12 protein-coding genes are annotated in these 12,730 nt (G+C 43.7%); 4 read left to right on the top strand and 8 right to left on the bottom strand.

Annotated elements, in window-relative coordinates:
- Window positions 1-111: 111 nt before the first annotated feature.
- The 4 genes from MARME_RS15150 to MARME_RS15135 all read right to left on the bottom strand — a co-directional run bounded on the left by MARME_RS15150 (window position 112) and on the right by MARME_RS15135 (window position 4,196).
- On the bottom strand, window positions 112-1,020 hold the full coding sequence (locus MARME_RS15150; protein ID WP_013662138.1) for a recombination-associated protein RdgC: 909 nt from the start codon (window positions 1,018-1,020) through the stop codon (window positions 112-114).
- Between the two features lie 3 nt (window positions 1,021-1,023).
- A complete protein-coding gene (locus MARME_RS15145) occupies window positions 1,024-1,602 on the bottom strand; it encodes a thymidine kinase (RefSeq protein ID WP_013662137.1) in 579 nt (192 codons plus the stop codon).
- Window positions 1,603-1,682: 80 nt separating this feature from the next.
- Window positions 1,683-2,018, bottom strand: coding sequence for a LexA regulated protein (gene ybfE, locus MARME_RS15140; RefSeq protein WP_013662136.1), 336 nt, complete (start codon window positions 2,016-2,018; stop codon window positions 1,683-1,685).
- 159 nt (window positions 2,019-2,177) lie between these two features.
- On the bottom strand, window positions 2,178-4,196 hold the full coding sequence (locus MARME_RS15135; RefSeq protein ID WP_013662135.1) for a carboxy terminal-processing peptidase: 2,019 nt from the start codon (window positions 4,194-4,196) through the stop codon (window positions 2,178-2,180).
- A gap of 120 nt (window positions 4,197-4,316) precedes the next feature.
- Between MARME_RS15135 and MARME_RS15130 the strand changes: the two genes are divergently transcribed.
- The 3 genes from MARME_RS15130 to MARME_RS15120 all read left to right on the top strand — a co-directional run bounded on the left by MARME_RS15130 (window position 4,317) and on the right by MARME_RS15120 (window position 7,182).
- A complete protein-coding gene (locus tag MARME_RS15130; RefSeq protein ID WP_013662134.1) occupies window positions 4,317-5,618 on the top strand; it encodes a M18 family aminopeptidase in 1,302 nt (433 codons plus the stop codon).
- A gap of 393 nt (window positions 5,619-6,011) precedes the next feature.
- Window positions 6,012-6,638 carry a LysE family translocator gene (locus tag MARME_RS15125; RefSeq protein ID WP_013662133.1) on the top strand — a complete coding sequence of 209 codons (627 nt, stop codon included), beginning with the start codon at window positions 6,012-6,014 and terminating at the stop codon, window positions 6,636-6,638.
- A gap of 88 nt (window positions 6,639-6,726) precedes the next feature.
- Window positions 6,727-7,182 carry an Lrp/AsnC family transcriptional regulator gene (locus tag MARME_RS15120; RefSeq protein WP_013662132.1) on the top strand — a complete coding sequence of 152 codons (456 nt, stop codon included), beginning with the start codon at window positions 6,727-6,729 and terminating at the stop codon, window positions 7,180-7,182.
- Window positions 7,183-7,301: 119 nt separating this feature from the next.
- On the opposite strand, the gene MARME_RS15115 is transcribed toward MARME_RS15120, so the two are convergent.
- Window positions 7,302-8,174 (bottom strand): DMT family transporter, encoded by an 873-nt coding sequence (locus tag MARME_RS15115; protein ID WP_013662131.1) that lies wholly within the window; start codon window positions 8,172-8,174, stop codon window positions 7,302-7,304.
- A gap of 292 nt (window positions 8,175-8,466) precedes the next feature.
- Window positions 8,467-9,276: a serine O-acetyltransferase gene (gene cysE / locus MARME_RS15110; protein WP_013662130.1), complete on the bottom strand. Its 810-nt coding sequence runs from the start codon at window positions 9,274-9,276 to the stop codon at window positions 8,467-8,469.
- 117 nt (window positions 9,277-9,393) lie between these two features.
- Between cysE and MARME_RS15105 the strand changes: the two genes are divergently transcribed.
- Window positions 9,394-9,723, top strand: a complete 330-nt coding sequence (locus MARME_RS15105; RefSeq protein WP_013662129.1) for a hypothetical protein — start codon at window positions 9,394-9,396, stop codon at window positions 9,721-9,723.
- Window positions 9,724-9,980: 257 nt separating this feature from the next.
- Here MARME_RS15105 and mnmC read toward each other — a convergent pair whose 3' ends face one another.
- Window positions 9,981-12,002: a bifunctional tRNA (5-methylaminomethyl-2-thiouridine)(34)-methyltransferase MnmD/FAD-dependent 5-carboxymethylaminomethyl-2-thiouridine(34) oxidoreductase MnmC gene (gene mnmC / locus MARME_RS15100; protein ID WP_013662128.1), complete on the bottom strand. Its 2,022-nt coding sequence runs from the start codon at window positions 12,000-12,002 to the stop codon at window positions 9,981-9,983.
- The gene (locus MARME_RS15095; RefSeq protein WP_013662127.1) at window positions 11,992-12,543 is read right to left on the bottom strand and encodes a peptidylprolyl isomerase A; all 552 of its coding nucleotides are present in this window, start codon (window positions 12,541-12,543) and stop codon (window positions 11,992-11,994) included. Before MARME_RS15095 ends, mnmC begins: the two co-directional genes overlap by 11 nt.
- Window positions 12,544-12,730: the final 187 nt, after the last annotated feature.

Here is a 12,730-nt window from a genome sequence, read left to right as displayed (position 1 = left end):
ATAGGTGAGTTATTGTGAAAGGTTTGCCACATCTAGTATGGCAAACTTTCTCCCCAAGCTTATCCACGAAATCTGTGGAAAACGTTCTATGTGGATTATTTGTGGAGTAACTTATTCATTGTTTGATGAAATCTCAAACCAGAGAGAAAGGGAATCAAAAAGTTCTCGTAGAGTTAGTGACATTAGCGCGAAGTTCGCGTCCATATCGGCTAATCCTCCCCCCTGTGAATCATTAAACGCTGCGTCTTTTAGTGTGTCGTCAAATTTCACTTTTCTCAAGGTTAAGTCGTCATGCAAAACGAATGACACTTTATCAGTCCACCTTAGTGCGACATTTTTTACGGACATTCCTTGCTGAAGGTGTTGTGTGACATCTTCAGACAAGGGTTCTAATGATTTAAAGCGAATGGTTGCTTTGTCTTCTGAGCTGTCTTGAATTTCGCACTCGTCGCCTGTCTCCAAGCTGGCAGGAACGTCATTTTTGATTAGCCAGTCGGTCATTATAGAGGTGGGTGAAACCTGCGCTTGCAGCGGTGTCATAGGGAAGCTGCCAAGCGTTGTTTGCAAGTGTTTAAAGAGTAGCTCTGTCATTCCTGCATTGGTGCTGTTTAGAACCAGTATATTGGCTTTTAGATCTATGTATCCCCAAATATCGGATCGTTTGGAGAAGGCTCTTGGACGGAGCGTAAAGACAAGCTCATCTTTCATGTCTTGTTTTTCTTTACGGCCAACTTTTCGACCTTCGACCAATTCAATTTCCGATACTTTCGCTTCAAGCTCTTCGCGCACGACGGCAGCGGGCAGAACTTTCTCTTCTTTTCCTGCTCTGAAAAGCAGGCAACGATCGCCTGCGAGCGTCCATTGTTCACTGTTTCGTATGAGAGGCAACCAGCCGAACGAATGCTCTTCCTGAGAGCCGCACTCCTTTAAAGGAAAGTCTGGAATCTTTGAAACCAGCTCGTTTGTATCGAGGTTTTCGGTATCTTTTAGCTGAAATATCTGTACGTTTTTAAACCACATAACTTATCCTTTTACCGCCTCTCTAAAGTGTTTTCGGCATACTGATACATAGCGGTCATTTCCGCCAATTTCGACTTGTACGCCTTCTTTAACCGGAATACCGTTCGTATCGAGCCGAACGACCATGGTCGCTTTGTTACCACAATGACAAACCGTTTTTAGTTCTATTAATTTGTCTGCCCAGGCGAGCAATGCCTGGCTGCCTTCGAATAATTCGCCTTGAAAGTCCGTTCGAATCCCAAAAGCGAGAACGGGAATGTTCAGTATATCAACGACGTCGCAAAGTTGTTCGACTTGCGATTTAGTTAAGAATTGAGACTCATCAATTAAAATGCATCCTAGCATGCTTTGTTCGTGTTCCTTGCGAATCAACTCAAGCATATCTGTGCTGCTATTGAAGCTTGTCGCTTCGGCCGAAATGCCTATGCGGGATGTAATTGTGCCGGATTTATATCGGTCGTCGATCGCGGCTGTGAACAGCTTTACCCGCATACCTCGTTCACGATAATTATGAGCAGATTGAAGCAAGACTGTCGATTTTCCTGCGTTCATCGCGGAGTAATAGTAATAAAGTTTTGCCATATCTTATATCGTGTACATGTGTAATGTGGTTTGTATGTGAGTTCTAGCTAGAAACACAGTGTTCTGCCCGCTGTAATCGATTATTCGCTGCTTTCGACTGTCTTTGGTTTTTTAACCGTCGTTACGTTGTCTTTTTTTAACTTGAATTTAGACTTCGAGTAGGCCAGCGCAACTTGCATCGTGAGCCATTCGGCTCGTTTTAATTCATTCGCATCGCACAGCGCGTCGAGTTTTTGGATTGTTTCGTCGTCGAGGATGATTTCAAGCCTTTTTAGCCCCGCTGCTTTTTCTTTTTCTCGTTGAACTCGCTTGTTTAGCTTTAGTTGATCTTTGCGCCCTAGCGGGTGCTTTTTTGGCCTGCCTCGCGTTTGGCCAAACAGGTCAATGGTATTTCGATCAGAAGAGGCTTTGGCCATTTCAGTGTATAAACCTTAATCAAAAACAAATTGAAATAGGGCGATATAATATATGGGATAATCTGCGCCGCAACAAAAAAACGAAAAGTTTTCAAAATGACGTAAAAAAGCCAAATCTCGACAGGTAGATTTGGCTTTTTTTGACTTGAAAGAGCGTACTTATTTGAGCTGGTTTGCCGCAATGAAGTCGAGCATGACTTCTGCCGCTTCTTGTGCGTATGGATCGTCTTCCGAAGGCTCTATTTCGTCTTCTTTAGTAATAGGGTCGAGTCCTAAGGCCTTACGACGTTTGTTTTCCCGCGCAATGCTCTTTTCTTTACCTTCTTCACGCAATTGTAAGCGAGCCTCTTCATTCAAAGAGATACTTTTAAAGGTGGAGGCTTGCTCGCGCACATCGTTAATTTGATCAACCATAGCAACGAAATTAGGTTCTTCTTTCATACGTTGTTCATGGCGAGGTTCAAGAACGGGAAGGTAATCGTCCATTTTCCAATAAACGGCGTAGCGTGTTTCGTGAATTTTGTCCCAAGGTAAGGGGTGTTTCAGAGCGCTTTCGCCAACACTTTTTTCATCAAGTAAAGACGGAAAGGCGATGTCGGGGTGAACCCCTTTATGTTGTGTACTTTCGCCTGATACACGATAAAATTTCGCTTGTGTGACTTTTAGTTGGCCTTTGTCCATTTCTTGTAGCACTTGTACCGTGCCTTTACCGAATGTTTGGCCACCAAGGATTAGAGCTCGTCCATAGTCTTGTAACGCTGCTGCTACGATTTCTGATGCAGAGGCGCTCATTCTATTAACCAGTACGCCAAGTGGGCCGCTGTAGGTAACGCTAGGGTCGCGATCTCCCATGACACTGACGCGCCCGCTGGTGTCTTTGATTTGAACAATCGGGCCTCGTGGTATAAATAACCCTGCTAGCGAGTTCGCTTCTTGTAATGAGCCGCCGCCGTTGTTACGAAGATCAAGCACGATGGCGATTACGCCTTCCTGACGTAGTTCTTCAATCAGTTTTTTCGTGTCTCGTGTGGAACTCTTGTAATCTCTGTCTCCAGCTTGAATAGCAGCAAAGTCGGAATAAAAAGTAGGCAGCTCAATAACACCTACTTTGTATGTTTCACCACCGCGTTCTACATTGATAATTTTTTTCTTAGCGGCTTGGTCTTCAAGTTTTACCTTTTCACGCGTGATATTGATGGTTTTTGTTGTCTGACCATCGCCTTTCGCAGGTTGAATTTCTAAGTACACCTTAGTCCCACGTTCGCCACGAATCATATCGACAACGTCGTCAAGGCGCATGCCAACAACGTCTACCATCTCTTTATTATCTTGACCAACAGCAAGAATGCGGTCATTTGGCGCGAGTTCATTCTGCTTTTCTGCTGGGCCTCCAGGTATTAGGCGAACTACTTTTGTGTAGTCGTCATCGTATTGCAGTACCGCACCGATCCCTTCTAAAGATAGGCTCATATTAATATTGAAGGTTTCAGATGCACGCGGAGCAAAATAGGTAGTATGAGGGTCGAGTGCAGCGGTAATGGAGTTTGCAAATGTTTGAAAGACGTCCGCTGGCTCAGTTTGTTCAATTTGCTTTAATTGATTGCGATAGCGCTTTTCGATAACGGATGCAATTTTGTCGACGGGTTCGTCATTGAGCTTGAGAGTAAGGGCTCTGTTTTTGATTCGCTTGCGCCAGTATTCATCGAGCGCCTGTGGGGTTTCGGACCATTGAATGGTATCGAAATCGACGTTTAGGCTTTCTTCCTTGGTATAGTCGAAGTTTGAGACCATATCAGGAAGTTCTTTAACTAATTGGTTTAGTCGATCTTCAACGCGATGCATATACAGGTTGTAAATGTCGTACGCTATTTGTGTTTTGCCATCACGCAATGCGTCATCAAGCTCTAGACGGTGTTTTGACAGTTTGTCGATATCACTTTTTAAGAAGAAGCTCTTGGTTGGATCGAGTGAATCCAAATAAAGGTCGAAGGCACTCGCTGAAATTCGATCATCGATTGTTGGTCTGTTATAGTGAACAGCCTCCAGCATTTCGGTGAGTTCTTTAGCCACTTGATCGTAATCATGAGGTTGCTGGAGATCGGTGTAAGCGTTTGCGAGGCTCGAAGTAAGTGAAGCGCCAGCGACAAGTAGGCTTACTAACAGGCGTTTATAATTCATCCGCGATAGATACTCTTCGTCTAATTGTGTAGGTTATTAAAATCATATTAGACCTGCCTCAATAAGGCTAGTCTAGTCGTAAAAAAGTCATTTAATAAGGTATTGTCTTTACGGGAAATTATGGAATCATCAAACTTTAATCCGTCACTGCTTCGCTTTTTACAGTCTTCCCCCACACCGTTCCATGCGACACAGAGCATGAAAAGTCGATTGCTGGAAGCTGGTTTTCTCGAATTAAGAGAAGATGACAACTGGGTCATTGACGAAGGTGGGCGTTATTTTGTTTCGCGTAATGACTCGTCTCTTATTGCGTTTACAACACCAACGTTAGATTTTTTTAATACGGGTTGGCGGATGATTGGGGCGCACACTGACAGTCCATGCTTTAAACTGAAACCGAATGCGCAAGTAACGCGTCATGGGCATCACCAGCTTGGTGTGGAAGTTTATGGCGGCGTATTGCTGCATACGTGGCTCGATCGTGATTTGTCAATGGCAGGGCGGGCGACCTTTAAGACAGAATCTGGCGATATAAAAAGTCGGTTGATTGATTTTAAAAAGGCCATCGCGACGATTCCTAACCTTGCTATTCATCTAAATAGAGGCGTGAATACGGATGGATTTGCAGTTAATCCTCAGGAAGAAATTCTCCCAATTCTTTGTGATGCAACGAATGAGTTTGAGCTTAAGCGAGTGATTCAGCAACAGTTAGAAGCAGAACATGACGGCTTGAATATTAGCGCAATTCTGGATTTCGAGCTTTCGATGTACGATGCTCAAGCACCTGCGATCGTAGGGTTACACGACGAATACATTTGCTCTGCTCGTCTTGATAATCTACTAAGTTGTTTTGTTGGTATGGAAGCACTGATCGCGTCAGATTATGAACGACCAAGTTTGTTGATCTGTACCGATCACGAAGAGGTAGGAAGTTTGTCTACCTGTGGTGCAAATGGCCCGTTCTTAGAAGATGTCTTACGCCGATTGTCACCCAACCCCGAGCATTATGTACGAGCGATTCAAAATTCCATGTTGATCTCGGCAGACAATGCGCATGCCTTACACCCTAATTACGCCAGTAAACATGACAAGTTGCACGCGCCATCAATTAACCAAGGCGCGGTGATCAAGGTAAACAATAATCAACGTTATGCAACCAACAGTGAGACTTCTGCAGTATACAAAGATCTCGCTGAGCAAGAAGGCTATGATGTGCAAACCTTCGTTGTGCGCAGTGATATGGCGTGTGGCAGTACTATCGGTCCGATTACGTCGGGGGAGATCGGAGTTCCGACTCTTGATATTGGTCTACCGACTTTTGGCATGCATTCCATTCGCGAAACGGCTGGCAGTAAAGATGCATATGGGTTGTATAAAGTACTTTCTCGCTTTACAAAACGCGCAACTTTGATTGACCGATAAGCGTTGTTCCAAAAATTACGCTTATTTGAGTCTAGGGTTACATAAATAGAGCAATTGGAAAGTGCCAAAACCAGCCGTCACATCTGTAAATCATAGAGACATGTGGCAGCTAGGGAAGGTGTGAACAAGTCCACTGGCTTCAGCGTGTGGATAACGCTTCTTTATTCGAGGCAAGTGTCTCGAGGCAAATGTCGCTGTCCAATATTGAGCATATTGGCAAGAAAGTTAACAAGAATTAAAGAAAGTTTAGCTCACGCCCTTTGGGTCTTTCAGAGAAACGGCCTATTTTTGTTAAGAGTGATTGAAAGGTATTAACATTCCTGCACACTCTCACCTTAATACGCTGTTTCTCTGATAAGACTTATTCGTACCTTCCCTAGATAGGAGAGAGAAATGAGTTTTTCAGTTTGGCTCGCGTTAGTCCCTTTTCTGACATTGCTTGCCCTTACACCCGGCCCGAACAACGTTACTTCCATGTATAACGGTATTTACCAAGGTGTTTTACCTGCAACGATTGGGGCCACTGGTAGAAACTTAGCATTTGTTATTCTAATGAGTGTTTCTGCGGTTGGGCTTGGCGCTGTGATCGTCAGTTCTGCATTTTGGTTTAATGTTGTTAAGTGGTTTGGTGTTTTTTATTTACTTTATCTTGGTATCAAAACTTGGCGCGCTCCGGTTACGCAAGTCGACGAGACATCTTCTTTTTCAAGGAGCTCCTCAAGTATGCTTCCTTTGATTCGCCAAGAGTTTTTTATTGCCATAAGTAACCCTAAGGCGATTTTGATTTTTACGGCGATATTTCCTCAACTCATTGATGTCGCTATGCCTCTTGCACCTCAATTTTTCATTATTGGTATTACCTTTCTATTGGCTGAGTACTTTTCTGCCTGTATGTATGCGTATTTTGGGATGCAGCTAAGGCGTTATTTATCGAGCGCGCGTTGGATATCTCGAGTGAACAAAGCAATTGCTTCTCTTTTTATTTTCGCTGGTAGTGTGTTGGCGAGCTCCTCTCGTTAGGGGAAACGCTAAAGTAGAAAGCGCGACTGTTTAAATTTTTGAGTGCGTTGCTTAGTGCATGTTTTTCTGATCTGTTTGAAAAGGCGATATGGATAAAATTAACTGGAAAATTATAAAAGCATTAGAGGAGAACGCCCGCTTGTCATACGCCGAGTTAGGCAAGCAGGTTCATTTGTCTGCACCAGCTGTAGCGGAAAGAGTGAGAAAGTTGGAAGAGGCTGGTGTTATTACGGGTTATGGAGCGAAGATCAATCTTGAAAAGGTTGGCATTCCTATTACTGCAATAGTGGAGTGTCAGGTGTATCGAACCAAGGAAAGGGAGTTCAAAGCACTTGTGCTTTCACAAAAAGAGGTGGTTTCTTGCTATAACGTTACTGGCCCCTATGCTTTTATTTTAAAGGTCTCCACGCATTCATTGTCGAAACTTGATGCGTTGCTTGAGCGCTTAATTGACCTGAGTGATACTAACACTATGATGGTGCTGACGACGCCCATTGATCGAGAGTTACCGCTCAATGCAGAAGATGTTGAGGCGTTACTTTGAGTACATTTCTCGTCACGAAAGCTATTGTCTAAGCACTATTGTTTAAACGCGACAACTAAAAAACGGCTATTTTGAAACATAAGCAGCTCGAAGAGGGAATCAACGAGCTGCTTGTTTTATTATGCGGTTACTGAGAGCGTTTTTTTGGATTGAGGCCACTGGCTGATGATCATGCCAGCGAATATGAGTGTGCAAGCGAAAATGGCCCGCGCGGTAAGCTCTTCACTTAAAAATATCCAACCTCCTAGAGCGGCAAAAACAGCTTCAGTTGAAAGGATTAAAGCGGCAATGCTTGGAGAGACCCCTTTTTGCCCTAACATTTGTAACGAATAAGCAATAGCTGACGATGCAATGCCTGTATAGGCAATCGGTAGCCAGCTTACTTCTATCGCGCTCCAAGACACTTCTTCAATTGAGAGAGCAACTCCCCAAGAGAGAGCGGCGACGACCATCAGTTGTATGACGGAAAATGTGATCACCGGAACACGATTAACGAAGTGATTAACAACCAATACATGGGATGCCCAGAAGAATGCGCCAACTAGCATCAAGCTATCGCCTTTATGCACCGTTAAGTTGGGTCCGACAGTTAATAGATAAAAACCAACGACGGTAAACGCTATTCCAAACCAAACTTTTCGCTCAATTCTATGTTTTAGGAATAGTCCCATTAGTGGCACGATAAGCATGTAAATGGCCGTGATAAAGCCTGCATTCGCTGTACTTGTGTACTGTATGCCGACCTGCTGCAGTGTTGATCCAATAAAAAGTATAACCCCGCCAGAGAGTCCGGCTTTTAATGATACAGCTAGATCAATAGTGCTCTTTCTGTCAAAAATAATGGCGAGTGGCAGCATGGCTAATGTAGCCAGTGTGAAGCGAGCAGCATTAAATCCATATGGACCCAGTTCTTCCATGCCGATGTTCTGAGCCACAAAGGCAAAGCCCCAAATTGCGGCGGTAATCCATAAAAATAGGTGGGATATAGACATAATTCTCTTACTTATTCGGGTTGATGTTGAGCTTCATTTTAGTGTGTGAAAGGGGTTGTAATACAGTTTAATTCTTTCGTTTTAAAGGTGTTGATCTTAATAAAAGTGGTTTTTTTATGGTGATTACTTTGGAATCGAAAGTGGTTGTTTCAAAATATCGCTAAGCAAATGAAGGAAGCTTTATTTGCTACGATTTAATTTACGTCGATGCAAGAGGTGCTCTAAAGTGAGCTCATTGTATGAGGGAAGTAGCAAGGCGATAGGATAGGCAGGGTATCGCCTTGCTGCACTCTTATTTTTCTTTAATGCAATTTGAAATGGAATGGTCCATCGCTCTTGACGGCTCAGGCTCTCTGTTTCGGCCTACTACTTTTGCAGGTACACCCGCTACGGTAGTGTGTGCTTTTACTGCTTCAAGAACGACGCTCCCTGCGCCCACTTTGGCGCCCTCGCCTACTTCAATATTACCGAGGATTTTAGCGCCTGCGCCAATTAATACGCCAGAGCGAATTTTTGGATGTCTGTCGCCATGTTCTTTGCCAGTACCGCCTAGTGTGACGGACTGAAGGATGGAAACGTTGTCTTCTATCACACACGTCTCGCCGACGACTAAGCCCGTTGCGTGGTCAAGAAGAATGCCACAACCAATTTGTGCTGCTGGGTGAATGTCGACACCAAATGTCATCGACATCTGACTTTGAATATAAAAGGCTAAGGTTTTTCTGTTTTCATTCCAAAGCCAATGAGCAACTCGATAGGCCTGAAGTGCATGAAAACCTTTGAAAAACAGCAAAGGTGTTGTATATCCGTCCGATGCAGGGTCACGTTCATTTATTGAAATTATATCTTTTTCTACGCGTCGAACTATGTCAGAGTTAGAAGCTGTCATGGCTTCTTCAAACACTTCACGTAATACCATGGCCGGGATTGAGCTGCTGTCTAGCTTGTTAGCCAGCAGAAAACTCAAAGCCGAAGCCAAGGAGTCATGGCGTAAAATGGTCGTGTTGAAGTAACTCGCTAATATGGGTTCTTCATGAGAAAGGTGTTTTGCTTCCTCTTGAAGCGATCGCCATAAATTGTCCGATGTTACGTTAGCGTACATAGTATTACTCAAGATCTATTTACCTGTATTGATTCACAGCTAGAATGAAGGTTATGGGGTTAGCATGTACGAAAACAAGAGTGCAAGTAAAGTAAATACTGTCTGCTTGGAGATAATATGAATCAAAAAACGGTTGCTGATGCGTTAAATGTATTTTATGAGTTGGGTTCTGCGCTATCAGACGCATACTGGGAAACCAATGACATCGATAATAAAGACATTTTTTTTGCAATGAAACTCATGCTTCAAGAAGAGCTGGATGAGCTTCATAAGTTAAGTATGCAAGACCATATTTATCCTTACGAACCGATTAATCCAAATGTTGTTCGTTTGAGTGGTAAGCTGCGAACCTTGCATAAAGGACTGGATGATATCGTGTATAGACCGCAAACACTGATGTTGCTTGAGGAGTTGATTCCAAGCGCCTGTGATTTATTTGAAAAATAGTGTTTTGTAAGACCTTGTGTCATTACACAAGGTCTTACAAGGTTGTGTTTCTGTTTTTAGTGATTTCACTCTCTTACCCGTCGTCGAGTTGGGTGGGATCTAACTAGTGCTTGCTGTATATTCCTCAATCGCAAGATTACGCCAGAATTTAGGTCAAGCTAGCTAGTGAAGGTGCGAACAAGTCCACTGGCTTCTGCGTGTGGATAACGCTTCTATATTCGTACCTTGCCTAGAAGTAGAAGCAACCTAGAACCTATTTAGAGGTCGCCTCGTTTTAGTGCTCTTACAGTGAAACGAGAAGGGTGTAACGCGTCCACACACGTTTGCTCTATCGGCGCGATTTGTCCAATGATCAAAGAGGTCAAATAGCGAGCAGATAGCGGGGCACTAACAAGTCCGCGTGAACCATGCCCTATGTTGACAAAGAGCCCTTCGACAAACTCCGTATTGTCTTCTGTTTCCCACTTCGCGTTTTTGCTGAGAGGCGCGAATGCTGACGTCAAGTAGTTTTTATCCATTACTGGGCCGATGATTGGGCAGTAATCAGGTACGGTGCATCGAAGTGCAGCTCGTCCTGTTAGTTTACTGATATCCACTTTCTTAGGGTCGATATTTATCAGGTGACTTAACTTTTCTAAGTTCTTGATATGGTCTTCTTCACGTACCAGTGAGTCGTTATTTTTTAAATCGTATGTTGCGCCAAAGTTTAAGTGTTTTGATAGTTGTGGCGAAACGTAACCTTGTCCACAAATAACGGAGTCAAAAGAGAGTGATTGATCGAAAGTGCTCTCTGGAAAAGCTGGCTTTAGTGCCTCAAGAGGCGCATGTGTAACTTGTCCTCGAATCGCTTTGGTTTGCAATGGCAACCATTGATCCAGCATGTCATGATTGTTTGCTGTACAAATGACGACGTAGTCGAATTTCTCTGAATTGTTCGTGTCAAACGCTTCAAATGTTGGCTCTGTCTTGTTTTCTTTATGGAGCTTTTTGAGGGGACGATTGAGGGAAATATGAATGCGGTCGTGAGAGAGCAAACAATGGCAGGCTTCGGCGGGTTTTATCCAGCCGGATAACGGTAGGAATAGCCCTTTCTCAGCCCCTCGTTTTACAATATCGTCTGGATAAAGTTGTTTTTCTAGTATTTGAGTGAGCTTGTCTGACTCTTGACTGTTTTTAGGTTCTTGTTGAAGACCGCATTGGCTCCACCAAATGTCTTTTGAGTCAGGGTTAGTATCTCGCTTCTGATAATGATGGTAGTAACGGTTGGCGTATAAATAGGACGCCAAATAATAGCGGTTGGCAGGTGTATCTTGATTGGCAAGTTTCGGGTAAAGCATTCCTTGGATATTGCCCGATGCGCCGCTTGCGATACGATCTGAACTTTCCCAAACTTGTACTTCAATACCTTGCTCTGCAAGCGCTCTTGCGGTTGTCGCCCCAGCAATGCCTGCTCCGACGATTAATGCCTTCTTTGGGAGAGGCTTTTCGACCAATGGTTGGTTTTTTATGTCACTTCTAATATGAAACCAAGGTTTCTTTGACTCGACAGCTGTAGATTTGTTTTCGATAAAGTGGCCAATGGCCATTTCTCGTTTGTGCCCGAATCCCTTTACTTTTTGGACATTAAAGCCGTGTGACTTTAGGCCTCGTCTTACTATCCCTGCTGCGGTAAAGGTAGCAAATGACGTTTTGTTATAGCTGAGTCTCTGTATTTGAGAAAAAAGCTCGTCACTCCACATTTCAGGGTTTTTGCTGGGAGCAAAGCCATCTAGAAACCATGCGTCAATCTTGCCGTTTAATGAGCTGAAGCCCTTGCTCGCCTCACCAAAGTAAAGTGACAGTGAGACATTGTCGCCAATAAAGTCCATGTGATGGAGTCCAGCGCACAGCTCTGGGTAATCTTTGATTAACGCGGCGGATTCAGAGCGAAGAGAGTGCCAAGATTCCAATGCTTTTTTTAGTGCTGTTTTATCTAGGGGGAACTTTTCGACAGAAACAAAGTGGAGTTTTGCGTTTTGAGGAGCAACTTGGTTAAAAAGTTGAAGAGCGCAGAGAAAGTTTAAGCCCGTACCAAAACCTGTTTCAGCGATGCTAAATGTCTGGCCCGCTTTAAGTGTTCGGAATCTCTGTTCTAGGTCATTGTGTTGTAAGAAGACGTATTTTGATTCTTCAAGTCCCGCTTCTTTATCGAAATAAACGTCATCAAACTCGTTCGAGCGTGGGACGCCATCAGGGCCCCAGTGTAATGCTGGGGCCTCAAGTCTATAGTTATTTAACACGTACAACTTTCTCTATGATAACCGGTGATTTTGGAACGTTACTGTAGGGACCGACATTATGTGTCGATACATCGGCAATATTGTCAATAATATCCATGCCTTGTATTACATCGCCAAAGACGGTGTAACCTGCTCCACCACGCGCGCCATGGTTTAAGAATGGGTTGGTAACTTGGTTGATGAAGAACTGTGAAGTGGCGCTGTTTGCGTTTTGAGTGCGAGCCATAGCGATCGTTCCACGATCATTGTACAAGCCGTTGTTGCCTTCATACGGCACTGGTGGACGTGTGCTTTTCTTGCCCATATCTTGAGTAAAGCCTCCGCCTTGAATCATAAAGCCCTTCATGACACGGTGAAAAATCGTGCCATCATAAAAGCCATCGTCGACGTATTTCAAAAAGTTGGCCACTGTATTTGGTGCGGCTTGATCTGCGAGATCAATTCGGATGGTGCCTTTGTTGGTTTGTATATCGACTTGTGTCGCGAAGGCATAACTCGTGAAAAGTGTAAAAAGGAGCCCTAAGACGAGACTTTTTTTCATTTTTTTCTTTCCTATTTAGTTGGTGCCTCTATATTAGGTGACTTCGTTACAGAAAAACAGATTGCTTGGTCGTGTAGGCGGGTTAAAAGCTTATAAACTCATCGTTATCGGTGTGTTTAGTATGCTTAATCGTTAGGCTGGGGAGTTGAGTTGATAAGCTAAGTAATTGAATTGTAATATAATTTAA

Source organism: Marinomonas mediterranea MMB-1 (assembly GCF_000192865.1).
GTDB lineage: Bacteria > Pseudomonadota > Gammaproteobacteria > Pseudomonadales > Marinomonadaceae > Marinomonas > Marinomonas mediterranea.
The sequence above is the reverse complement of the archived record's forward strand: the minus strand, read 5'-3'. Positions and strand labels throughout refer to the sequence as shown.